The following is a 22,399-nucleotide window of genomic DNA, read 5'->3' on the forward strand; positions in this document are numbered from 1 at the left end:
CCGCTACGGTATCGCAGCCACGGGTTGCCGGTGCGCCCGCGAGGACGCTGGCCGCGTGGGGGGCGCCCGGGGCGGGGCGGGGCCCTGTTGGACGGAGACCCCGCCCGACCGTCATGCCCCCCGTGGCCGGTTGTCCTGAAGGCAATCGTCCATAGCGATGGGGAGCGATGGGGGCGGCGCAGGACGGCGGACACCGCCATCGTGCCAAGTACGCTACCGTAACATCCGTTACGGTAACCAAGGCCGCGAAAGCCGTCCGACGTTTACGCTCTTTGCCGTGGCGGGCCTGTCCCAGACAGTTGGCCCGACGGCGGAGACCAGCGAAATCCAGGCTACCGTAGAATACTCGTCAGGGACGGCCCGCCGGGCTACAGGACTTGGCTGTGGACAGCAACGCGCCACACCGGAGGTCCCAAGCCCGCGTTCCAGCTTCGCACTCCATAGGCGGCGCAGCGGCATGCCGGGCAAGACAGGAGGACAGCATGAAGCGTCGTGCAACCTTGCCAACGGCCACCGCCACCGCAGTGGGCATCCTCTGCGGCGCGCTCCTGGCCCCGGCCATCGCTCCGCACCCGGCGGCGGCGCAGGGCAGACCCGTCCTGACGAACGTCATTCCCGAAAGCGCCGCCGTCACGCTCCACGCAAAAATCACCGCCATCGACGCGGCCAAGCGGAAGGTCACGCTCGCCGGACGGTCGGGCACGCCGGTCACCGTCATGGCCGGGCCGGCGGTGCGCTTGGAGATGCTGAAGGTGGGAGACACCGTCGACGCGCAGTTCTACCGCTCCGTCGCCTTCATGGTGTCCCAGCCCGGCACGCCCGTGCCCGAGGACGAGGTGCAGCAGACGGTCGCGCGCTCGGTCGAGGCGCCGGGCGGCATCGGCGTGCAGGTGATACGGCTCAGCGGGCTGGTGGTCGGGATCGACCTCGGCGCGAACAGCCTCGACCTCGTGAATCCCAACGGCGGCGAGGTCTACACCGTCAACGTGACGGACCCCGCCCGTCAGGCGAAGCTCCCCTCGCTGAAGGTCGGCGACACGATCACCGCCGTCGTCAGCGAAGCCCTCGCGGTGTCGATCGAGCCGGCGCGCAAGAGTTGGTTCTGAACGGCGCTCGCCGCGGACGCCGTTGAAGAGCGTGGGCGGAAAGCACAGGCGGAGGGCATGGGAGTGCACGCAAGCCAGGATGCCCAGCCGGTGGCGACGGGCGGTGCGGGAGAGGGGGCAGGAGGCTGCGGGATGAGGCGGCCCTGCCTTTCGCGAGGCCTCGCCGTCGCGGTCCTGCTGGCCTGGACGCTCCTTGCCGGGGGATGCGCGACGGCGGTCAGCGTCGAACGCGTGGATCATGTCACCGTCCACCAGCAGCTCACGCACAATGTCCTGTCGGCGCACGCGCTCAGCGACCCGACCCACAACGTGCTGCGCCGGTGGTCCCTGGTGGACCGCTTCCTGACGCAGCCGGAAAACGCCATGGCCGACCTCCGCGGGGTGGTCGCGCAGGGGCATGGCGGCGCCGACGAGGTCTTCGCCTTGGCCGAGATGTCGTTCCTGCACGCCGAGGAGCGGGGAGGGCAGCCCTATTATCTGGCGGCCGCCCTCTACGCCTACGCGTTTCTCTTTCCGGGAGGGGTGGACCAGCCGCCCAGCCCCTACGACCCCCGGTTCCGCCTCGCCACCGACCTGTACAACCGTGGCCTGACCTCCGGGCTGGCAACGGAGGACAGAACCGGCATCGCCATTCGGGAGGCGCGCCATCCGCTGCCGTTCGGCGAGCTGGACGTGACCCTCGATCCCCGGGAACTGGTGTGGGGCGGACGCCAGCTGACCGGTTTCTTTCCGGTCGCCGAGCTGGAGATTCATGGCCTCGACGCCCGCTATCGCCAGCCCGGCATCGGCGCCCCCTTGGCGGCGGGAACCACGCAGGGCACCCTGGCGAAGGGCTTCCAGGTCGCCCCACGCGTCAAGACGCCGGTGACCGCGCTGCTGCGCATCCCCGATCCCCGGCGTCAGATCACCGGCGGGCAGGTGCGGGCGCAACTCGAACTCTACCCCGCGTCAGAAACCGAAGCGGTGCTGATCGACCGCCAACCGGTGCCGCTGGAGGTCGAGCACACCGCAACGCTGGCCTACATGCTGGATGGGATGCCGGTCTGGGAATTCGAGTTCGGCGGCTTCCTGCGCGGCGGCCTGCTGGACAAGATGCCGTCCCGCCTCGTCGCGATGGAACCCTACCGGCCCGGCCGCATTCCCGTCGTCTTCGTTCACGGCACGGCATCGAGCCCGGTGCGCTGGGCCGAGATGCTGAACGATCTGAGAAGCGATCCGCGCATCCGCGACCGTTTCCAGTTCTGGTTCTTCAGCTACGAGACGGGCAATCCCGTTCCCTACTCCGCCTTGCTGTTGCGCGACGCGCTGCAGGAGGCGGTGTCCACCCTGGACCCGTCCGGACGGGAACCGGCGCTGCACGAAATGGTCGTCATCGGGCACAGCCAGGGTGGCCTGCTGACCAAGATGACGGCGGTGGACACGGGTGCCCGATTCTGGAACGCGGTGTTCCGCATACCGCCCGACCAGCTTCAGGTCGACCAGGACACGCGCGACCTGCTGACAAACGCCTTGTTCGTGAAGCCGGTTCCGTCGGTCAAGCGCCTCGTTTTCATCGCCACGCCGCACGGCGGCAGCTATGTCGCCGGCAACCGCATCAGCCATCTGGTCGCGAGCCTGGTGCGATTGCCGGGGCGTCTCCTGAGAGTGAGTTCGGAAATCGGCAGGCTGGGCGACGCCAGCACCACGCTTGCCGGACAAACCGGCTTTGGCAGCGTCTATGCCATGACCCCCGGCAGCCTTCTGGTCCAGACCCTGGCGCGCACGCCCATCGCCACGGGGGTCAAGGCGCACTCGATCATCGCGGTGCGCGGCGATGGACCGGTCGAAACCGGCGACGATGGCGTCGTGGAGTACAAGAGCGCCCACATCGAGGGGGTCGAGTCCGAGTATGTCGTGCGTTCCGGCCACTCGACGCAGTCCGATCCGCGCACGATCGAGGAGGTGCGCCGCATCCTTCTCCTGCATTGGGATGAGTCCTGCACGAAACGCAACGAGTGCGGACCGCCGGACGCCAGCGCCCCGCGCGTGGCGAGCCGGACCCGGTGATCATGGCCCCCATGACGGGCCTGGGGCGCGCCGTTTCGGCTCTCCTCCTGTCCGGCACCCTGTTGTGCTGTGCGCCTTTGCAAGCGGACCCGCGGGCGGATGAGGCGCCATGGCTGCCCGTCTCGCAGGTCATGGCCGAGCTGGCCCGGAACCCGGACTTCGTGGAGGCCCTGTACCGGCGCCTCGGGCGCGATCCGAAGGCGGGCGGCATTCTCGGGCCGGACGAGATCAAGCGGCTGCGCGAGATGATCCTCGGCAAGGATTTCGAGGGGTTGGACCGGTTTCCCGGGCTGACGGTGCAGGGAATGGGCCGGTCCGTGCGGCTCGCCGGGGCGGTGATGGACCGGTCCGGCGACGATGGCCTCGCTCCGGAGGCCGCGACGGCCGGGGAAGCGGTCGAGGAGGAATTGGGCATCCCTGCCGCCGGCACCCCTCCGGCGCCGGATGCCTATCTGCGCCCGCTGGGCTTCGGGCTGGAAGTCGGCGACCGTGTCGATCCCGCGCTGGCCGAGCGCTACGCCGACGGCCTGCGTTTGGCCGAGCTGCTCAACCGCCTCTCCCTGAACCCGCCGGACGGCGGGGAGCGCCACCGGGTCGCCCTTGACGGCCAAACTGACGGCCAAACGCTGGACACGCCCCGCGCCCTGATGGAAGCCCTGGTGCGGAGCGGTCACGACGTGGAGGTCCGCGATTCGCGTTACTTCGCCAATTTCGGCGACCTGATCTATCAGGGCCGCGACGTCCTGACGCCGTTCTGGATCGACACCCAGTTGCCGGTCCCCGGGACCGACCGCAACCTTCTGGTTCCGGTCAGCCATTCCCAGCACGAACTCGTCGTCCGTGGCCCGGTGGTCAACGCGGACCTGTCCTTCTATTTCGGAATCGACGGCCAGGCCGTGTTCCGCCCGAGCGTGACGCGCGATCAGGCCTGGGTCATGGGCAGGGTGGCGCACCGCTACCGCGGGGAGGAGGCGATGGAGGTGATCCGCCTCGCCGGCGCCATCCTGCGCGCCTACGACGCGGTCAAGCGGCGCCATCCGGAGCTGCCGTTCGGCGGCTACTTCGCGCTGGGCGTCTGCAACGACGTGAACGCGATGATCGAGCTGCGCATGCGGGGCGAGACGACCCTGTTCCCGCTGACGCTCGATCCGCAATTCTTCACGGACGAGGGGGAGGTCGGCCGGCTCGCCGAGGCCCTGCCGTTGGACAGCCGCTGGCGGGCGGCGGCGGACCCGCGGCGCATTCTGGGGTCCCTCCCGGTGGAGGACCTCGCCGCGCTCCCCCTCCCGTCGCTGCGGGAGGATTTGGAGAAGGTCCGCGCGGCGTGGGAGAGCGGCCGGCTTCCACGGTCGGATATCGGCGACCTCGCCCTTCTGGGTGCCGTGGCGGCCGGAATCCTCGCTGCCGGCCTGTGGTCCGCTCGCCGATGGTCCGTTCGGCGGCGCTGACCCGGATTGCCGGTCGGTGTCACCCCGTGGGCCACTGCAGCTCCGGAATGACCTTCAACGGGTAGTTGGGATTCTCGTAGCCGTCCGGGTCCTGGCGCTTGGGCAGCTTCACGGCTTCCCTGGGCAGCTCTTCGTAGGGGATGTGGTCGAGCATGTGGCGGATGATGTTCAGGCGCGCCCGCCGCTTGTCGTCCGACCGCGCGACGAACCACGGCGCCCAGGCGGTGTCGGTCTCGGCGAACATGTCGTCGCGGGCGCGCGAATAGTCGTACCAGTGGCCGTAGGACTTCAAATCCATCGGTGACAGCTTCCAGATCTTCCGCCCATCGTTGATCCGTGCCTGCAGACGGCGCGTCTGCTCCTTCGGACTGACTTCGAGCCAGTATTTCAGCAGAATCACCCCGGACTCGATGATGGCCTTCTCCACTTGCGGAACGGCGTCGAGAAACCGCTTCGCCTGTTCCTCGGTGCAGAAGCCCATCACCCGCTCGACCCCGGCGCGGTTGTACCAGCTCCGATCGAAGATGACGACTTCCCCGGCGGCCGGCAGATGGGGGATGTAGCGCTGGATGTACATTTGCGACTTCTCGCGCTCGGTCGGGGTCGGCAAGGCGACGACGCGGAACACGCGCGGGCTCACGCGCTCCGTGATGGCCTTGATGGTTCCGCCTTTGCCGGCGGTGTCGCGCCCTTCGAAGACGACACAGACCTTCACGCCTTTGTGGACAACCCACTGTTGCAGCTTCACCAGTTCGACATGAAGCTCCGCAAGCGCGCTTTCGTAGTCCCGCCGCTTGAGCTTTGGTTGCGCGCACTCCAGGCGATGGGTGGTCTTCAGTTTTTTCGCCATGCTCATCATCCTCGCGGACGGCTGTTCAGTGTGATCCGTGACGGGACTGACGTATCCTTGGACAGGCTCGGCGGCAGGCTCAGCGGATGGTCATACACCGTCGATCCGGTTCTGGAGTTCGAGCAGGATTTCCTGTTCGAGGTCCGCGATGAGATCGCGGCACGCACCGGTGCGTTTCGAGCGTCGGCCGCCGTTCGACGCCTCCCATCCCCGCAAAATTTCGACGGCTTCTCCGTAATCCTCACAGAGGCTGCGAAAGAACCGGTTGTCGGCGCTGTGTTGTTTGATCACCCCCTCCAAGTCCGGAAATCGCTCCACGACGTGCCGTAGCTTGTCGGACATGGGCTGGTCTCCCCGGTTCCGGAAGAACGCCGGGCTGCCTGCCTTTGATCCGGGCTTTGCCCCAGGGCAACCTGCACCGGGTTGCCCGCCGGCTTGAAGGGTGAAACGGTTGGCTTTGATACCGTAACAGGTAAACAGAACGGATTCCCGTGCCACACGAAAAGATGACTGGCTATGATTCCGAACGAAGTAACGCAGCCAAGGCGTGGGCGTAAAGCACTTATACCGTCAGTAAGTGTTCCAGTCGCCATTTCTTTGGCTTAAAATGCCTCATGCCCTTGTCATGCGCATTTTCTGCAATGATCGTGCTCACCGTTCATGTGGAAAAATCCTATTTGCATTCGAATGAATTTATCGATGTTGTGCGATGCGCGTCCTGATCATGGCGCCTGCGGCTTCGGGGGCTTGGCTGGTATCGGCCGTTCAGGCATGGGCCGCGTGATGCAGCAACCGCTTTGCCTTGTTGGCACGGCTGCCGGATGGACCTAACGGATGGAGGGCGCTCGTGCTTCACGCCTCCGACGACCCGCAGACCGCCAAATTATCCGCCTCCGCCATCACCGCACCGCTCATCGATGCGGCGCTGGCGCGCGTTCTGGCCAGCCGCAGCCTGCGTGGCTCCGCCCGTGGACGCCGCTTTCTGCAATTCATCGTGCAGGAGACCCTGGCTGGACGCGCCAAGCGCATCAAGGCCTACACCATCGCCATGGATGTGTTCGACCGTGACGCCAGCTTCGATCCGCTGCTCGATCCGGTGGTCCGTATCCAGGCTGGCCGTCTTCGCCGCTCCCTGGAACATTATTATCTGACCGAAGGCGCCACCGACCCGCTTCGCATCGCCATTCCCAAGGGCGGCTACGTCCCCCAGTTCTCCCTGGCGCCGGTCGCGGCCGGGACCGACCTTCCGGACGAAGCGTCCGGCAAGGCTTCGGCGCCATCCCCTGACAGGCTGGCTCCGCTGCGCGCGTCTTTGCTCCATTGGCACGGCATCGACCGTCCGCTCCGCTGGCTGGCCGTCGCGGCCATGGTCACGATCCTGGCCGTGGTCGGTCTGGGGCTTTTCGTCGGGTGGCGCGGCATCGCTCCCGCCCCCTCGACGATCGCGTCGGAGCGCGCCGCGGCGCCCGCCGCGCCACAGCGAGCGGTGCGCGGACCGGCCCTGTTGGTTCTGCCCTTCGCCAACGGTTCCGGCGACCCGACGCTTGACCTCGTCGCCGACGGCATCACCGAGGACCTCGTCGCGGCGCTTATCCGCTTCGACGATTTTCTGGTCTTCGGCGCCGACACCAGCTTCCGCTACCCTTCGGCGCCGGCCCTGCGCGAGGCCGTGCCGACCACCCGCGTCGACTATTTGCTGAAGGGCAGCGTCGCTCAAACCGGTGATTACATCCAGGTCACGGCCACGCTGATCGCGGCCAAGGATCACCGCTACCTGTGGTCGGACAGTTTCCGTCGCGCCGTCACGCCGACCAGGCTGTTGGATCTGCGCCACGACATCGCCGTCCAGGTCGCCCGCACCCTGGCGCAATCGGACGGCGTGATCGAACGCGAGGAGGCGCGGTTGAACGAACAGCACGCGCCACAGGACCTGTCGTCCTATGCCTGCCTTCTGCGCACCCGTCAATATTGGCGCCAGCTCAGCGCCGCCCTCCATGCCGAGGTGCGGGATTGTCTTGAACGGACGACCAGGAACGACCCCGGCTACCCGGAAGCCTGGGCAGCGCTCGCCATGGTCACCATCGACGAAGCCCGGCTCGGCTTCAACACCGGTCCGGCGCCCAGCAATCCGGTCGATGACGGGCTGCAACTGGCCGAGCGCGCGGTGTCGCTGGCTCCGGACAGCGCGTTTTCCCATCAGGCACTCGGGCTTGCCTGGTGGATGCGCCGCGAGCCGCAGCGCAGCATCGCCGCGTACGAACGGGCGCTCGCGCTCAACCCGAACGACAGCGCGATCCTCGCCGACCTGGGGCGTTGCTACAGCCTGACCGGTGACTGGGAGCGCGGAATTCCGCTGATCCGCGAGGCCTTCACGCGCAACCCGGCGCAGCCGAGCTGGTACCGCATCGTGATCGCCACCTATCATTACGTGAACGGCCGCTACGACGACGCGCTCGAGGAGATGCGGCGGGCCAATCTGGGGCGCGAGGTCATTCTCGGCCATGTCGCGCTGGCGATGATACACGGCCAGACCGGAAACCGGGCCGAGGCGGCGAAGGCGGTCTCCGAGATCCTGCGGCTCGACCCGAATTTCCCGGTCAAGGCGATCCCTGAATTCGAACGACGCAACATCCACCCGGACACCATCGTCCGGATCGTTGACGGCCTCCGCAAGGCCGGTCTTGCCATTCCGCCGCCGCAGATGGCCGACGGCGAGCGGCGCTCAGCGCCGTGACGCGACGCTGCGCCGCCGCCGCATTCCTGGAAACGGCCGCAAGCCGCCTCCGAACGCCTCCGCTCCGTGGTGGAGTCCGTCGGGCAAGGGGACGGACATGAGGAGGAGCCGGCTCAGCGAGGAACGGATCATGGGAATCCCGCGGGAACGGGAAGCGGGCGGCCACGGCGGCGGTCCGCCCGCTTCGGATCAGAAGGCCGCGCGGAACAGGTCCTGGAAGTCCGGCTCGCTGGTGTGGCGCGGATTCCAGCGGTTGTAGTCGGCCGCATAGCTGCGCCGGGCCATCTCGTCCAGCCGATCCTCGGTCACGCCCACATCGCGCAGGCGCGGCGGAATGCCGAGATCGGCGCACAGCGTCCGCAGGCCGTCCACGGCGACCTCCGCCGCCCGCTCCTGGGACAGGCCGGCGGTGTCCATCCCCAGGATCCCGGCGACCCGGGCCATGCGCTCCGGCTTGGCCGGCGCGTTGAAGGCCGCCGCGTAGGGCAGGCAGACCGCGTTGGCGAGGCCGTGCGGAACGGGGAAGAGGGCGCCGACCGACATCGCCATGCAATGCACGTTGCCGAGGCCGGTGACGCCGAAGGACATCGCTGCCAGCGCCGACCCGCACAGCATGTCCAGCGCCGCCGGAACGTTGGTCCGGTCGGCGACGAAGGGGCGGATGCTTCCGGCGATCAGCGTCATCGCGTGCAGGTTCACGGCGTCGGAAAAGACCGTCGCCCGCTTGGACAGGTAGGATTCGAAGGCGTGCACGAAGGCGTCGATCCCCGCATGCGCGGCGACATGGGCCGGCATGGAGCCGACCGCGAGGGGATCGAGGATGGCGACCTGCGCCGGGCTGAAGGCCGCGTGGCGGATGGCCATCTTGGTCTTGCGTTCGGTGTCGGTGATGACGCAGGCCCCCGACACCTCCGACCCGGTGCCGGCGGTGGTCGGCACGGCGATCAGCGGCAGCGGGCGGATCGCGAACTTCTCGATCCCCTCATAATCGGCGATCCGGCCGCCGTTGGTCATCAGGATGCCCACCGCCTTCGCCACGTCGATGGTGCTTCCCCCGCCGATGGCCAGCAGCGCCTGGGCGTCCTGCTCCCGGCAGCGTTCGAAGGCGGCCTGCACCGTCCGGTCGCCCGGTTCCGGCTCGATGCCGGTGAAGACGGACAGGGCGACGCCGTTGCCGGTCAGAAGCGCCTCGATCCGGCGGAAGATGACGCTGTCGGCCAGGGCCGGGTCCAGCAGGACGAACAGGCGTGTGGCGTTCCATTCGCGCAGGACGTCGGGAAGCTGCTCGTGCGCCCCGACGCCGAAGAGGATCTTCGTCGGGCAGGAGAAGGAGGAAACGGGGAAGGAGGACATGGCGGGGGAGGACATGGCGGGGGCCTCGTGGTGCGGAAGGGCTCAGGAGCGGCGGGGCAGGGCGATGCGGGTGCAGATGTTCTTCACCTGCGTGTAGGACAGCAGCGCGTCGAGGCCCTTTTCACGCCCGAAGCCGGACTTGCGGTACCCGCCGAAGGGAAGCTCCACGCCGCCGCCGGCGCCGTAGCAGTTGATGAAGATCTGCCCCGCCTTGACGGTGCGGGCCAGCCAGTTGGTCGCGCCGACGTCGCGGCCCCAGATGCCGGCGACCAGCCCGTAGTCGGTCGCGTTGGCGAGCGCCGCCGCCTCCTCGACCTCGTCGAAGGGGAGGATGGTCAGGACCGGGCCGAAGATCTCCTCCCGATGGACGCGCATTTCCGGGCGCGCGCCGTCCAGCAGCGTCGGCGACACGAAGTTCCCGCGGCCGAGGTCGGCGCCGGGCAGGGGCGTCCCGCCGGTGATGACCTCCGCTCCCTCGTCGCGGGCGATGCCGATGTAGTCCAGCACCTTGCCTTGCTGGGCGCGGCTGACCAGCGGGCCGATGTCCGGGTTTTGCAGGCCGGGGCCGACCTTCAGGCCATGGCAGAGCGCCGCCAGCCGGTCGACCAGTTCGCGGTGCCGGGCGCGCTGCACCAGGACGCGCGACCCGGCCGAGCAGGTCTGGCCCGAGTTGGGAAAGGCCGCCTTCAGGAGCACCGGCACCGCGTCGTCGAGGTCGGCGTCGGCCAGCACGATGTTCGGCGACTTGCCGCCCAGCTCCAGCAGAACCGGGACGATGTTGTCCGCCGCCGTGCGCATCACCTGGGCGCCGGTCGCCACCGACCCGGTGAAGACGACCAGATTGACGCCGGGGTGCGCGGCGAGGGCGTAACCCGCCTCCTGCCCGAGGCCCGGAACGACGTTCAGAACGCCGGGGGGCAGCCCCTCCTCGTGGCAGATGCGGGTCAGCTCCAGCACGCTGAGGCAGGCCAGCTCGGCCGGCTTCAGGACCACCGTGTTGCCGGTCGCCAGCGCCGGCGCCAGCCCGCGGGAGGCGATCTGCAACGGGTAGTTCCAGGGGACGATCTGCGCCGTCACGCCCAGCGGCTCGCGCACCGTGAAGTCGGCGTAGTCGGGGCCGAGCGGGATGGAGCTGCCCAGCACCTTGTCCGCGACGCCGGCGTAATACTCGAAGAAGCGCGCTGCGGCGACCGCGTCGGCCTGGGCCTGGGCCAGCGGCTTGCCGGTGTCCTGGCTTTCGATGCGGGCGAGGCGGTCCTGCTCCTCCAGGATGCGGCGGGCGATGGCGTGGAGGACGCGGCCGCGCTGCACCGGCACGCAATCGGCCCAGCCCGGCAGCGCCGCCTGCGCGGCCCGCACGGCCTCGTCGATGTCCGACGCGCCGCCGCGGGCGATGCGCGCGAGGACGGCGCCGTCGGCGGGATCGAGGATCTCCAGCGTCTCGCGCGAATGGGCCGGGCGCCATTGGCCGTCGATGAAGCAGTCGTAGGAAGGCAGGGACATGGTGGGCATCCGAATTTGGAGTGTGGCTGGGCCGCCGGTCGGCGGCCGATTGGGACAGGCGCCGCCGGTCGGCGGCCGATTGGGACAGGCGCCGCCGGTCAGGCCGCGCGATGGGCGAAGTCGCCGCCGAGATAGGCCTCTCGGATGCGGGGATCGCGGCGCAGCGCGGCGGCGGCGCCCTCCAGCACGATCGACCCGCCTTCGAGCACATAGGCGCGGTCGGCGATGGCCAGCGCCTGGTTGGCCATCTGCTCGACCAGCAGGATGGTCATGCCGTCCCGGCGCAGGCCGACGAGCGTCCGGAAAATGTCGGCGGTGATGATGGGCGCGAGCCCGAGCGAGGGCTCATCGAGGATCAGCAGCTTGGGTTCCGTCATCAGGGCGCGGGCGATGGCGAGCATCTGCTGCTCGCCGCCGCTCAGCGTGCCGGCGATCTGGTCGCGCCGTTCCAACAGCCGGGGAAACAGCGCGTAGAAGCGGTCGATGTTGGCGGCGATCCGCTGCGGCTGACCGCGCAGCAGATGCCCGCCGAGCAGCAGATTCTCGTGGACCGTCTGGTCGGTGAAGATCTGCCGTCCCTCCGGGGCCATGGCGACGCCCAGCGCGACGCGCTGCGGGGTGCTCAGCCCGTCGATCGGCCGGCCGTCGAAGGTCACCCGCCCCGCCGCCGGGACGAGACCGGTGATGCCGCGCAGCAGGCTGCTCTTTCCGGCGCCGTTGGCGCCGATCAGGGCGACGATCTCGCCGGCCCCGACCCGGATGGACACCCCGCGCAAGGCGCGGATCGGCCCGTAGGAGACGCTCAGGTCGGCGACGGTCAGCATGGGCGCTCCTCCTGGTCCGGGTTTGGCTCGTCCGATTCCGGCCCATCCGGTTCCGGCCCATCCGGTTCCGGGCTGTCCTCGCGTCCCAGATAGGCCTCGATGACGCGGGGGTTGGTCTGGATGTCGCGAGGCGCGCCTTCGGCGATCACCACGCCCCGGTCGAGGACGACGATCTCGTCGGAGATCCTCATCACCAGCCCCATGTCGTGCTCCACCATCAGCACCGCGACGCCGAGCTGGCCGATGCGCTTGATGAGCTGCCCAAGCTCGGCGGTCTCCCGCGGGTTCAGGCCGGCGGCGGGCTCGTCCAGCAGCAGCAGGACCGGGTCGCCGGCCAGCGCGCGGGCCAGCTCGACCCGGCGTTGCAGGCCGTAGGGCAGGCTGCCGGCCAGCGCCCCGGCGTGCTCGCCCAGCCCCACGAAGTCCAGGACGGCCTTCGCCTTGGCGACGGCGTCCTCCTCCCGCCCGGTCACGCCGATCCGCGCGTGGGCGCCGATCAGCACGTTGTCCAGCACCGTCATGGAGCCGAACAGGCGCAGGTTCTGGAAGGTGCGGGCGATGCCGCGGGCGGCGCGGGCGTGGGCCGTGCCGCGGGTGATGTCCTGACCGGCCAGCCGGATCGTCCCGGAATCCGCGGAGATCACGCCGGTCAGGATGTTGATGAGGGTGCTCTTGCCGGCGCCGTTGGGGCCGATCAGGGCATGAACCCGGTGGGCGTGCAGCCGCAGCCCGACCTTGTCGGCGGTCACCACGCCGCCGAACGCCTTGCTGACGTCGGCCACCTCCAGCAGAGGACCGGCCAGCAGGGGACCGGCGGACGGTTCCGCCCGGCCGCGCTCCATCGCCACCAAGGGGGGAACTTCCAGCCCGTCCAGCGCCGCCGACCGGCGGGGCAGGACGCGCGCGATCGCGCCGGCGACGCCCGTCGGCATCAGGTAGAGCGCGAACAGCAGCATCGCCCCGTAGATGAAGTGCTGCACCGACGGCCATTGCGCCAGGAACACCTCGGTCAACGTGAGGATCGCCGCACCGGCGATGGGACCGTAGATGTTGCCGGCCCCGCCCAGAAGCACCAGCAGCAGGATGAAGACCGACAGGTGGAAGGTCACGAAGTCGGAATTGAAATACTGGTTCTGCTGCGCCACCAGCGCGCCCCCCAGCCCGCACAGCGCGGCGGCCAGCACGAAGGCGAGCGTCTTGTAGCGGTAGACCGAGATGCCCGCGCACTCCGCGGCGATCTCGTCGCTCTGCAAAGCCAGAAGGGCTCGCCCGAACCGCCCGTTCAGCAGATGGGACAAAGCGAGATGGACCGCCACCCCCAGCACGATCACCAGGACCACCCAGTGCTTGAGCGCGAAGGGCTCGTCCCCCAGCGCCAGCGGGGCGATGCCGTAGATGCCCTGGGCGCCGCCGAACAGGTCGGTCCATTCGGTCACCAGCTTCTCCACCACCAGCCCGAAGGCCAGCGTGACCAGGGCGAGGCTCGGTCCCTTCACCCGCAGCGACGGCAGGGCGATCAGCACCCCCACCGCGGCGGCCACCAGCGGTGCGGCGGCCAGCGCCAGCGCCGGCGGAATCTCCAGCCGCGTCGTCAGCAGGGCCACCGTGTAGGCCCCCGCTGCGAACAGTCCGGCCTGCCCGAGCGACTTCTGCCCGGCGTAGCCCGCCAGCACGTTCATACCGGAGGCGCAGATGTAGTAAACGCCGGCCATGAAGGCGACGTAGAGGTAGAAATCGTTGCTCAGCGTCAGGGCGAGCGCCACCAGCGCCGCGCCGATGCCCAGGGCCGGGGCCGCCCGCAGCAGGGCGGAGCGGCGGACCGCCGGCCGGAATGTGGACACCTCCATCATACCTTTTCCACCAGCTTCCGGCCGAACAGGCCGTTGGGCGCCATGGCCAGCACCAGGATGACCAGGAGAAAGACCATGATTTCCCGCCATTGCGCGCTCCACAGGGCCGTGAGGGACTCCACCAGACCGATCAGCAGGCCACCGGCCATGCAGCCGCGCGGGTTGGTCAGGCCGCCGATGATCGCCGCGGAGAAGCCCTTCAGGGCGATGATGACCCCCATGAAGAGGGAGGCCGACAGGATCGGCGCGACCAGCACCCCGCTCAACCCGGCCAGCGCCGAGCTGGCGAGGAAGGCCATCGCCATGACGCGGGGCACGTCGATGCCCATCAGCGCGGCGGCGTCGCGGTTCAGCGCCACCGCCCGCATGCAGCGGCCGATGGCCGTGCGGCGCATGGCGAGGTCGAACGCCCCCAGGATGGCGAAGGCGAGGACCAGCACCACCAACTCCTGCGAGCGGAAGCCGGCCTCGCCGACGCGGAACACCTCGTCGCCGAAGGGGGCGGGCAGCATCCGCGCCCCCAGCCCCCACACCGACAGGGCGGCGCTTTGCAGGACGATGCCGAAGCCGATCGTGCTGACCACCCAGGACATGCCCGGCTTGCCGGCGAAGGGCCGGATCGCCGCCAGATACAGCGGCAGCCCCAGCACCCCCATCGCCAGCGCCGCGGCGACCGCCGCCAGCGCGTAGAGCCAGACATAGCCGACCGCGTCGGCGCCGAGCGCCGCGGTGAGCACCCCCACCGTTCCCAGCCCGACGAAGGCGCCGACCGACACGAAGTCACCCTGCGCGAAGTTCAGCGTCCGCGTGGTGGTGTAGGTCAGGTTGAAGCCGAGGGCGATCAGGGCGTAGACGCTGCCCAGCGTCAGCCCGCCGATGATGGCTTGCAGCATGAGTCACCCTCCGTGACGGTTGGCGGGCCGCGTCACTTCTTGAAGTCCGCCGGTTGCAGCCCGGCCAGCACCGGGTCGTTGAAATCGACGACCTTGCCGTCCTTCCAGCGCGACCAGTGGTAGTCCGCCGCCGTCAGCCCCTCGTGCTGGGTGGCGGAGAAGGGCTTGTCGTAGGTCTTGACCATGCCGGCGACCGGCTTGTTCAGGGACTCCAGCGCGGCGCGCACCGCCTCGCCCTTGGTGTCGCCGGCCTGCTCGGCCGCCGCGGCCCACAGCAGGACCGTGTCGTAGGCCTGCGACGCCGCCCAGAACATCGACGGGTTGGCCAGCTTCGGTCCGATCCGCGCGAACAGCGAGTCCGCCTCCGCCGACTTGCGCTCGCTGGAGGTGGTCAGGAAGACCGGCCACTCCATCAGCTTCGGCCCGGCGACCTCGGGGAAGCCGCTGAAGGACGCCGCCCAGGTGGTGAAGACCTTCGGGAAATAGTCCAGCTTCTCCATACTGCGCACGAGATGACCGAGCGGGGCCGCCTGCGCCCAGACCACCAGCGTGTCCGCCCCCGCCGCCTTGGCCTTGGAGAGCTGCGAGGTCATGTCGGTGTCGCGGGCGTCGAACTTCTCGATGGAGACCGGCTTCATGCCGTGCAGCGCGGCGATCTGCTCCAGGTCCTTCAGCCCCGCCTGTCCGTAGCCGGTCGTCTCCACGAAGAAGCCGACCGCCTTCGCCTCGGGGTTCTTCTTCACGTAGGCCAGCAGGGCGGCGGCCTGCTCGCGGTCCACCATGGAGACGCGGAACAGGTAGTTGCCGCTCGCCGGCCCCTCGGTGATGGCCGTGCTCGACGCGCTGGAAACCAGCACCGGCATGCGCTTCTGGTTGGCGATGTGCTTCCAGGCCAGGGCGTTGCCCGAGTTGGTCGGGCCGAAGACGACCGAGACCTTCTCGCGGTCGATCAGGTCGGTCATGTTCTGGATCGCCTTGGGCGGCTGGCCCAGGTCGTCGCGGACCAGGAATTCCAGGGGACGGCCCAGAACGCCGCCGCGCTTGTTGATGTCCTCTACGGCGGCGCCGATGCCGAGCACGCCGATCTGCCCCGATTCCGCCGACGGCGAGCCGGAGATGTCGCCGTTGTAGGCGATCTTGATCGGGTCGGCGGCCTGGGCCTGAAGCGAAGTGGTCATGAGGACGGCGGCAGCGGCGCCCAGGAGCGCCGTCAGGCGCCGACGCGCGGGCGCCGTATTCGTGGACGCTGTCTTCTTCTTGGTCATGGGCGTTCCCCTCCATATTGGTTGTTCTGCCGGTTGCGGTTCGGCAGTTCGAGATCGAGCAGGGCGGAACTCAGCGCCTTGCCGTGGGCGTCCAGGGCGAGCGAGCGGGTGACCCCGCCGCCGAGCGCCCCGGTCAGCACGAAGTTGAGCGCCCCCAGGGTCGGCAGCTCGTAGCGGGTCACCGTTCCGGTCACGATTCCCTGGAAATGCGCGGCGACGCTCTGGGCCGTCAGATGCTCCGCCAGGAACGGGTAGTCGGTCTCGTCCAGCGCGATGACCGAGATGTTGGAGATGTTGCCCTTGTCGCCGGAGCGGGCGTGCGCGATGTCCCGGAGTTTCATGCCTTACGCCTCCAGCAGGGTGACCGTGGTGCGCACGGCGCTTTCCGGCAGCAGGGCGGACGCGACGGCGACGATCTCGCGCGCCGACTTCCAGGCGCCGCCGCCGCCCGCCGGGCCGTTGGTGTAGAGCGTTTCGACCTCGTTCCCGATCCGGGCCGCCTCCTCCAGCGTGGCCGTCCGCCCGGCCACCCGCAGGCGGACCTCGTAGGGCGCGTGGCCGCGCGACAGCCGGTCGCCGTGCAGCGCGTCGAGGCCGATCAGGTCGAACTGCAATTCCTGGGTCCGCACGCCGGTCAGGGCCAGCCGCTCGCGCACGATGTCCAGCGCGAGCCGCCCGCGCTCGACCGCTCCCGGTCCGGCGTAGGAGATCTGCCCCTCGCCGATGCAGCTGTCGATGTAGCCGATGGACAGCTTCAGAAGCCCGGTCCGCGCGGCGCCGCGCCCGCCATGGACGCGCACCCGGTCCGGCCCGTCGCCCTCGACGCGGGCGGCGGAAAAGTCGGCGACCACGTCCGGCTGGTAGTAGCGGGCGGGATCATGGATTTCGTAGAGAAGCTGTTCCTTCACGGTGGCCGGCGTGACGCAGCCTCCGGTTCCCGGCAGCTTGGTCAGCTCCAGCGTGCCGTCGGCGTCGATCTCGCCGATGGGAAAGCCCAGCCGGGCCAGTTCCGGCACGTCCTTGACGCCGGGGTCCGCGAAATAGCCGCCGGTCACCTGCCCGGCGCATTCCAGCAGATGCCCGGCCATGGTGCCGCGCCCCAGCGCGTCCCAATCGTCCATCCGCCAGCCGAATTCATGGACCATCGGAGCGAGGAACAGGGCCGGGTCGGCGGCCCGTCCGGTGATGACCACGTCGGCGCCGGCGGCCAGCGCCTCGACGATGGGGCCGGCGCCGATGTAGGCGTTGGCCGAAATCACACGGTCGCCGAGACCGCGCAGGGTGCCGCCGTCCTCCAGCGCGACGTCGAGTTCCCGCGCGACCGCCAGCACGTCGTCCCCGGTCACGGCGGCGATCCGCAGCCCGTCCAGCCCCAGGGAGCGGGCGACGGCCCGCGTCGCCTCGGCGGCGCCGAGCGGGTTGGCCGCTCCCATGTTGGTGATCAGCCGCACCCCGTTGCGCCGGCAGGCGCCGAGCACGGCGGTCATGCGCACCGTCAGCAGCGGGTCGTACCCCCCGGCGGGGTCGCGCTGCCGCGCCTGCTGGGCCAGGGCGATCGTCCGCTCGGCAAGGCATTCGAAGACGAGGTAGTCGAGGCCGCCCCGTTCGGCGAGATCGATGGCCGGTTCGATGCGGTCGCCGGAATAGCCGGCGCCGGACCCGATCCTGATGCGGTGCATCGACGGTCCTCAGCGCGGCGAAGGGATGGCGCGGGACGCGGCAGCGCCCATGGCGGCGCCCATGGCGGCGTCGGCGCCGCCGGTGATCGAGGCTGGCATGGTCTCCCCCCTGCATTCTTGTTCGTTCCGGTTCGGCCGCTCCGGCGCGTCGCACCGGCGGGCGGCTGAATTCCGCTGTATGCAGATTATCCTTGCCGAGATTGTTCGCACAAACAATTGAATTGATTCAATGCCAGTAATAGAGTTGAGCTATGGATCTCAGCCTCCGCCAGATACGCGCCTTCCTCGCCGCCGCGCAGACCCGCAGCTTCACGCGGGCGGCGGAATCGCTGCACGTCGCCCAGCCGACCCTGACGGTGCAGATCCGGCGGCTGGAGGAGGCTTTGGCGGTCAAGCTGTTCGACCGCAACACCCGCTCCGTCGAGCTGACCCGCATCGGCAGCGAACTGCTTCCGGTGTTCCAGCGCATGGTCCACGACCTGGACGCGGTGGTGGTCGACACGCATGAGATCGCCGCCATGCGGCGCGGGGTGGTGCGCGTGGCGGCGCTGCCGACCATCGCGGCGGGGGTGCTGCCCGACGCCATCCAGTCCTTCCGTGAGCGTCATCCCGGCGTGACCTTCGTCCTGAAGGACGTCATCGCCAGCCGCGTGCTCGGGCTCGTCCGGTCGGAGGAGGTTGATCTTGGAATCACCGGGGGCGAGGCGAAGGGGCAGGACATCGACACGGTGCTGGAGGTGCGCGACCGGATGCACATCGTCTTCCCGCAAGGCCACGCCGTTGGCGATCTTCCGCGGGTGACCATCGAGACGCTTGCCGAGGTGCCGTTGGTGCTGATGGACCCGGCGACCAGCGTCCGCGAGATCGTCGACGAGGCGTTCCTCTCCGCCGGACGGATCGCCAAGCCGGTTTGCGAGGCGACCTATATGATGACGGCGATCGCCATGGTGCGGGCGGGGTTGGGCTTGACGATCCTGCCGGGCTCCGCGCGCGAGATTGCCGCTGAGCCGGCGTTGCGTTCGCGCCCCATCGATATGGTCGGCTTTTCTCGTCCCGTCAGGGTCATCCGCAAGACGGGGCGTTCCCTCCCGCCGCTGGCCGAAGCGTTCCTCGATCACCTCTGCTGTGTCCTGAACGATTGCAGGACGTTCCACCGCGAGGGGTGAACGGCGCTTTGAGCATCGTTTTGGCGTCTTCGCGTGTCGGGTAGCGTCGATGGTGGACGAGTTCCGATTTCAGACGTCCAACGACGCTTACCATCGGCGCGTCGTCCCAGCGGTTCCCCTTGCGGCCCATCGACTGGGTGATGCCGTGCTCTTTCAAGGCTTTGCGCTGCTCCGCCGAGGCGTCTTGGCAATGCGCTGCGCAGGTGGCCGCGCATCGCCCACCCAACCGGATTGCGGCTGAACAGGTCCGGGACCACCTCGCCCGTTGCCTGCGCGACGCCGTGGAGCGCAGGGCGAACGGCTCCCCCGTCGGCCGCCTCGCTGATCTCCTCCCCTGGAACTGGAAGCCCGCTGTCAACGCCTGATCCGGTGCGATCACGCTCCGCTTGCGGCTGTGGTGCCTCGCGTCCATTCTGCCCGGTCCATGTCCTTCAGCAGGTCGATGAAGGCACGAAGCGGCGACGGCACGTGCCTGTTGCGCGGGTGGTAGAGCGCGAGGCCGGGGACGGGCGGGCACCAGTCATCCAGAAGGGTGACCAGCCGCCCCGCTTGCAGACAGGATCGGGCGAAGTGTTCCGGCACATAGGCGATGCCGTGCCCGGCGGCGGCCGCCTCGACCAGGAGGTCGTTGTCGTCGAGGGTGAGTGTCCCCGGGACGTCGACCGCAATTTCGGCGCCGCGTTTGGAGAACTCCCACCGGTAGCGTTTCCCGCTGGACAGTCGCTGGCGGATGCAGGAATGGGCGTGCAGATCATCGGGCGTGTTGGGGGGCTCCCGGCCTTGAAGGTAGGACGGAGCGGCCACGGCGATGAAGCGGACGTCACCGCCGAACCTCACCGCGACCATATCCTGCGGGACGGCCTCCAGAAGGCGGACGCCGGCGTCGAAGCCCTGTTCGACGATGTCGACCAGCCGGCCTTCCGAGACGAGATCGAGTTCGACCCTGGGATACAGTTCGAGAAATCTCGGGACGACGACCTGGAGAAGGATGCGTGCGCCGCTCTTGTTCGCATTGATCCGCAACTCTCCGCTCGGCGCCCCTCGCTCCTCGGACAGCGCGTCAAGCGCCTGATCGAGATCCTGGAGAAGCGGATCGAGCCGCGCGAGCAACCGGGCGCCCGCCTGGCTCAACGACACGCTGCGCGTCGTGCGGTTCAGCAGGCGGATGCCCAGCTTGCTTTCCAACCCGATGATCGCGTGGCTGAGCGCCGAACGCGACACGCCCATCGCGTCGGCGGCCTTGCGGAAGCTGCGGTGGCTGGCGACCGCGGCAAACGCCGCCAGATCGTTCAGACTGGGGCGGTCCATTCGTCGAATTTCCTCACCAAATCATCCCACGCTGGCGATCTTATCGCGCCAATGGTCCCGGTCCACATTGGGAATGACCGGAACAGGAGATAATCCGCATGTCGAAAACATGGTTCATCACCGGCGCGTCGTCGGGCCTTGGTCTTGAAATGGCGCGGACGTTGCTCGCCCGGAACGACCGGGTGATCGCCACGGCGCGGCGCTCTGACGCTCTGGCCGACCTGCAGCGACAGTATGGCGGAAGGCTTGAGGTCGTTCGGCTCGATCTGACGGACAGGGCCGGCCTTCAAACGGCCGTCGACAGCGCCTTTCAACGGTACGGCCGGATCGACGTGGTCGTCAGCAACGCGGGATACGGCCTGTTCGGCGCGGCCGAGGAACTCACGGACGCGCAGATCGACCGGCAGATCGCCACCAACCTGACCGGTTCCATCCAGCTGATCCGCGCCGCGCTGCCCCACCTCCGCCGGCAGGGAGGCGGGCGCATTCTGCAGGTGTCCTCCGAGGGCGGGCAAATCGCCTACCCCTGCTTCAGCCTCTATCACGCCACCAAGTGGGGCATCGAAGGCTTCATCGAGTCCGTCGCGCAGGAAGTGGCGCCCTTCGGAATCGCGTTCATCATCGCCGAGCCCGGCCCGACGGGCACGAACTTCGCGGCCAACCTCGTCCGTGCCGATGCGATGGCCGACTATGAGGGAACACCCGCCGGTGCCATCCGGCGCGCGATCGGCGATGGCAGTTTCGTGCTGAAAGGCGATGCCGCGCGAACCGTGGCGGCGATGATCGCCGCGGCCGACAGCGCGACGCCGCCTTTGCGCCTGGCGCTGGGCAGCACCGCCTACACATCGATCTCGCAGGCCCTGTCCGCGCGGCTGGCGGCTCTTGAGGCACAGCGGGAGGTGGCGATGTCCGCCGATCGTCCGGATCTCTGACCGGCGGCGACCGGCAAAGCCCCCAAGCATCATCACCCGTGAAGGACAGGATCATGTTCATACGACCCGCAACCGTCGCTCTCGCCATCGGCCTCGCCTCTGCTCCAGCGTTTGCGCAGCCGGAAGCGGAAAACCAAGTGGTCGGCACGTGGAGGATGCTGTCGGCGACAATCGATCCGGACGGTCGAAACATTCCGGCCTATGGAGCGAGGCCCAACGGCCTTCTCGTCTTCACCCCGGACATGCGGTTCGTGGAAGTCCTCACCGATGCCGACACCCCGCGTTTCGCCTCGGACGCCCGCGGCGAAGGAACCGATGACGAAAACCGCTCCGCGATGTCGCGCAACATCGGGTTCTTTGGCACCTACACCGTTGATGAAAAAGGTGAATTCAGCGGCAATCATGTTGAGGGAGCGACGTTTCCGAACTGGGTTGGCAGCACCCGCACCCGGGACCAACTCACACTCATCGTGGCCGGTGACCGCATGACGGAACATTTTCAACGGCCAGACGGTACGCGCATCCGGATCGAGTGGACGCGCGTCCAATGAGGCCGTTGGACGGAGCCCGCCGGTCACCGGGCTGACCGCGCACCATTCGCCGACGATGCTCGCCGCCCGAATGGCCTCGTGAACGCCCGTCGGCGCGGCCCGCATCGCCGGCCCCGCTTGATTGCAAAGCGCAGCTTACCAGTCCGATCAGGATGCGGCGCCTTATTTCCCCAGCCATCGCGAACCACTCTCAATGACCTGCGATCCCGAGGCGCCCGTCCGCCCGCGGCTGGCGGCCAACATGGTGCAATCACTGAGGGAGTTCCGATGTCGGACCCGCAAGACAGGCAACCTTTCGACCTCACCCGCCGGCAGGTTCTGGAGGCCGGAACCATCGTCTCGTTGACCGGCGCGATGCTGCCCACCGCCGGGCTCGCCCAGCAAGCCGCTCCGCAACCCTCACCGGAGAACGGCATGACGGTCCACCTGTCCTTCCGCGTCAACGGCCGCCCGACGGCGTTGGACATCGATGCCCGGGCGTCCCTGCTGGACCTGCTGCGCGAGCGGCTGGGCCTCGTCGGCGCGAAGAAGGGCTGCGACCACGGTCAATGCGGCGCCTGCACGGTCCATATGGACGGCCGCCGGGTCGCCTCCTGCCTGACCATGGCCGCCAAGGCCGACGGCCGCGACGTGACCACCATCGAAGGCATCGCCGGGGCGAACGGTCTTCATCCCATGCAGCAGGCCTTCATCGATCACGACGCCCTGCAATGCGGATACTGCACGCCCGGCCAGATCATGGCCGCGATCGCCTGCGTCAAGGAGGGGCACGCGTCGACGCCGGAGCAGATCAAGGAATACATGAGCGGAAACATCTGCCGCTGCGGCGCCTATGTCGGCATCGTCGCGGCGATCGAACAGGCCGCTCCCCAGATCGAGAGGAGCTGAGCC

General features: G+C 68.8%; 19 protein-coding genes. 8 read left to right on the plus strand and 11 right to left on the minus strand.

Annotated elements, in window-relative coordinates; translation table 11 throughout:
• Positions 1 to 482: 482 nt before the first annotated feature.
• The 3 genes from D3869_RS14850 to D3869_RS14860 all read left to right on the plus strand — a co-directional run bounded on the left by D3869_RS14850 (position 483) and on the right by D3869_RS14860 (position 4,600).
• Positions 483 to 1,106, plus strand: coding sequence for a hypothetical protein (locus D3869_RS14850; protein ID WP_137140789.1), 624 nt, complete (start codon positions 483 to 485; stop codon positions 1,104 to 1,106).
• A gap of 132 nt (positions 1,107 to 1,238) precedes the next feature.
• Positions 1,239 to 3,152 (plus strand): esterase/lipase family protein, encoded by a 1,914-nt coding sequence (locus tag D3869_RS14855; RefSeq protein ID WP_137140790.1) that lies wholly within the window; start codon positions 1,239 to 1,241, stop codon positions 3,150 to 3,152.
• Positions 3,153 to 3,154: 2 nt separating this feature from the next.
• On the plus strand, positions 3,155 to 4,600 hold the full coding sequence (locus tag D3869_RS14860; protein ID WP_137140791.1) for a hypothetical protein: 1,446 nt from the start codon (positions 3,155 to 3,157) through the stop codon (positions 4,598 to 4,600).
• 19 nt (positions 4,601 to 4,619) lie between these two features.
• On the opposite strand, the gene ppk2 is transcribed toward D3869_RS14860, so the two are convergent.
• Together ppk2 and D3869_RS14870 are read right to left on the minus strand one after the other, a co-directional pair.
• On the minus strand, positions 4,620 to 5,450 hold the full coding sequence (gene ppk2, locus D3869_RS14865; RefSeq protein ID WP_137140792.1) for a polyphosphate kinase 2: 831 nt from the start codon (positions 5,448 to 5,450) through the stop codon (positions 4,620 to 4,622).
• A gap of 90 nt (positions 5,451 to 5,540) precedes the next feature.
• The gene (locus tag D3869_RS14870) at positions 5,541 to 5,792 is read right to left on the minus strand and encodes a hypothetical protein (protein WP_137140793.1); all 252 of its coding nucleotides are present in this window, start codon (positions 5,790 to 5,792) and stop codon (positions 5,541 to 5,543) included.
• A gap of 460 nt (positions 5,793 to 6,252) precedes the next feature.
• Between D3869_RS14870 and D3869_RS14875 the strand changes: the two genes are divergently transcribed.
• Positions 6,253 to 8,184 (plus strand): tetratricopeptide repeat protein, encoded by a 1,932-nt coding sequence (locus D3869_RS14875; protein WP_137140794.1) that lies wholly within the window; start codon positions 6,253 to 6,255, stop codon positions 8,182 to 8,184.
• 189 nt (positions 8,185 to 8,373) lie between these two features.
• Here D3869_RS14875 and D3869_RS14880 read toward each other — a convergent pair whose 3' ends face one another.
• The 8 genes from D3869_RS14880 to D3869_RS14915 form a co-directional block, all read right to left on the minus strand.
• Positions 8,374 to 9,552 (minus strand): iron-containing alcohol dehydrogenase, encoded by a 1,179-nt coding sequence (locus D3869_RS14880; protein WP_137140795.1) that lies wholly within the window; start codon positions 9,550 to 9,552, stop codon positions 8,374 to 8,376.
• A gap of 27 nt (positions 9,553 to 9,579) precedes the next feature.
• Positions 9,580 to 11,040: an aldehyde dehydrogenase family protein gene (locus D3869_RS14885; RefSeq protein ID WP_137140796.1), complete on the minus strand. Its 1,461-nt coding sequence runs from the start codon at positions 11,038 to 11,040 to the stop codon at positions 9,580 to 9,582.
• Between the two features lie 98 nt (positions 11,041 to 11,138).
• A complete protein-coding gene (locus tag D3869_RS14890; protein ID WP_137140797.1) occupies positions 11,139 to 11,864 on the minus strand; it encodes an ABC transporter ATP-binding protein in 726 nt (241 codons plus the stop codon).
• On the minus strand, positions 11,858 to 13,711 hold the full coding sequence (locus D3869_RS14895; RefSeq protein WP_432613429.1) for a branched-chain amino acid ABC transporter ATP-binding protein/permease: 1,854 nt from the start codon (positions 13,709 to 13,711) through the stop codon (positions 11,858 to 11,860). The genes D3869_RS14890 and D3869_RS14895 overlap by 7 nt, the downstream gene beginning before the upstream one ends.
• Positions 13,711 to 14,607 carry a branched-chain amino acid ABC transporter permease gene (locus tag D3869_RS14900; protein WP_014199347.1) on the minus strand — a complete coding sequence of 299 codons (897 nt, stop codon included), beginning with the start codon at positions 14,605 to 14,607 and terminating at the stop codon, positions 13,711 to 13,713. Before D3869_RS14900 ends, D3869_RS14895 begins: the two co-directional genes overlap by 1 nt.
• 32 nt (positions 14,608 to 14,639) lie before the next feature.
• Complete coding sequence (locus D3869_RS14905) at positions 14,640 to 15,872, minus strand: ABC transporter substrate-binding protein (protein WP_137140799.1); 1,233 nt, start codon at positions 15,870 to 15,872, stop codon at positions 14,640 to 14,642.
• Positions 15,869 to 16,213, minus strand: coding sequence for an AtuA-related protein (locus D3869_RS14910; protein ID WP_094304007.1), 345 nt, complete (start codon positions 16,211 to 16,213; stop codon positions 15,869 to 15,871). Before D3869_RS14910 ends, D3869_RS14905 begins: the two co-directional genes overlap by 4 nt.
• Positions 16,214 to 16,216: 3 nt before the next feature.
• Positions 16,217 to 17,551, minus strand: a complete 1,335-nt coding sequence (locus D3869_RS14915; protein WP_137140800.1) for an acyclic terpene utilization AtuA family protein — start codon at positions 17,549 to 17,551, stop codon at positions 16,217 to 16,219.
• A 251-nt stretch (positions 17,552 to 17,802) separates the two neighbouring features.
• Here D3869_RS14915 and D3869_RS14920 point away from each other — a divergent pair, with 251 nt between their 5' ends.
• Complete coding sequence (locus tag D3869_RS14920) at positions 17,803 to 18,717, plus strand: LysR family transcriptional regulator (RefSeq protein WP_137117438.1); 915 nt, start codon at positions 17,803 to 17,805, stop codon at positions 18,715 to 18,717.
• A gap of 375 nt (positions 18,718 to 19,092) precedes the next feature.
• Here the strand turns inward: D3869_RS14920 and D3869_RS14925 are convergent, their stop codons facing one another.
• A complete protein-coding gene (locus tag D3869_RS14925; RefSeq protein WP_137140801.1) occupies positions 19,093 to 20,025 on the minus strand; it encodes a LysR family transcriptional regulator in 933 nt (310 codons plus the stop codon).
• 98 nt (positions 20,026 to 20,123) lie between these two features.
• Between D3869_RS14925 and D3869_RS14930 the strand changes: the two genes are divergently transcribed.
• From D3869_RS14930 to D3869_RS14945, 3 genes are all read left to right on the plus strand, one after another.
• Positions 20,124 to 20,957 (plus strand): SDR family oxidoreductase, encoded by an 834-nt coding sequence (locus D3869_RS14930; RefSeq protein WP_137140802.1) that lies wholly within the window; start codon positions 20,124 to 20,126, stop codon positions 20,955 to 20,957.
• A 53-nt stretch (positions 20,958 to 21,010) separates the two neighbouring features.
• Positions 21,011 to 21,508, plus strand: coding sequence for a lipocalin-like domain-containing protein (locus tag D3869_RS14935; RefSeq protein WP_137140803.1), 498 nt, complete (start codon positions 21,011 to 21,013; stop codon positions 21,506 to 21,508).
• Between the two features lie 267 nt (positions 21,509 to 21,775).
• Entirely contained in the window at positions 21,776 to 22,396 is a 621-nt protein-coding gene (locus D3869_RS14945) for a (2Fe-2S)-binding protein (RefSeq protein WP_137140805.1), read from the plus strand.
• Positions 22,397 to 22,399: the final 3 nt, after the last annotated feature.

It is taken from the genome of Azospirillum brasilense (assembly GCF_005222205.1).
Lineage (GTDB): Bacteria > Pseudomonadota > Alphaproteobacteria > Azospirillales > Azospirillaceae > Azospirillum > Azospirillum brasilense_G.

Bases quoted from the DNA above. Each gene is read 5' to 3' on its own strand.
- D3869_RS14850 (WP_137140789.1), top strand. From the start codon at position 483: ATGAAGCGTCGTGCAACCTTGCCAACGGCCACCGCCACCGCAGTGGGC.
- D3869_RS14855 (WP_137140790.1), top strand. From the start codon at position 1,239: ATGAGGCGGCCCTGCCTTTCGCGAGGCCTCGCCGTCGCGGTCCTGCTG.
- D3869_RS14860 (WP_137140791.1), top strand. From the start codon at position 3,155: ATGGCCCCCATGACGGGCCTGGGGCGCGCCGTTTCGGCTCTCCTCCTG.
- ppk2 (WP_137140792.1), bottom strand. From the start codon at position 5,450: ATGGCGAAAAAACTGAAGACCACCCATCGCCTGGAGTGCGCGCAACCA.
- D3869_RS14870 (WP_137140793.1), bottom strand. From the start codon at position 5,792: ATGTCCGACAAGCTACGGCACGTCGTGGAGCGATTTCCGGACTTGGAG.
- D3869_RS14880 (WP_137140795.1), bottom strand. From the start codon at position 9,552: ATGTCCTCCCCCGCCATGTCCTCCTTCCCCGTTTCCTCCTTCTCCTGC.
- D3869_RS14885 (WP_137140796.1), bottom strand. From the start codon at position 11,040: ATGTCCCTGCCTTCCTACGACTGCTTCATCGACGGCCAATGGCGCCCG.
- D3869_RS14890 (WP_137140797.1), bottom strand. From the start codon at position 11,864: ATGCTGACCGTCGCCGACCTGAGCGTCTCCTACGGGCCGATCCGCGCC.
- D3869_RS14895 (WP_432613429.1), bottom strand. From the start codon at position 13,711: ATGGAGGTGTCCACATTCCGGCCGGCGGTCCGCCGCTCCGCCCTGCTG.
- D3869_RS14900 (WP_014199347.1), bottom strand. From the start codon at position 14,607: ATGCTGCAAGCCATCATCGGCGGGCTGACGCTGGGCAGCGTCTACGCC.
- D3869_RS14905 (WP_137140799.1), bottom strand. From the start codon at position 15,872: ATGACCAAGAAGAAGACAGCGTCCACGAATACGGCGCCCGCGCGTCGG.
- D3869_RS14910 (WP_094304007.1), bottom strand. From the start codon at position 16,213: ATGAAACTCCGGGACATCGCGCACGCCCGCTCCGGCGACAAGGGCAAC.
- D3869_RS14915 (WP_137140800.1), bottom strand. From the start codon at position 17,551: ATGCACCGCATCAGGATCGGGTCCGGCGCCGGCTATTCCGGCGACCGC.
- D3869_RS14920 (WP_137117438.1), top strand. From the start codon at position 17,803: ATGGATCTCAGCCTCCGCCAGATACGCGCCTTCCTCGCCGCCGCGCAG.
- D3869_RS14925 (WP_137140801.1), bottom strand. From the start codon at position 20,025: ATGGACCGCCCCAGTCTGAACGATCTGGCGGCGTTTGCCGCGGTCGCC.
- D3869_RS14930 (WP_137140802.1), top strand. From the start codon at position 20,124: ATGTCGAAAACATGGTTCATCACCGGCGCGTCGTCGGGCCTTGGTCTT.
- D3869_RS14935 (WP_137140803.1), top strand. From the start codon at position 21,011: ATGTTCATACGACCCGCAACCGTCGCTCTCGCCATCGGCCTCGCCTCT.
- D3869_RS14945 (WP_137140805.1), top strand. From the start codon at position 21,776: ATGTCGGACCCGCAAGACAGGCAACCTTTCGACCTCACCCGCCGGCAG.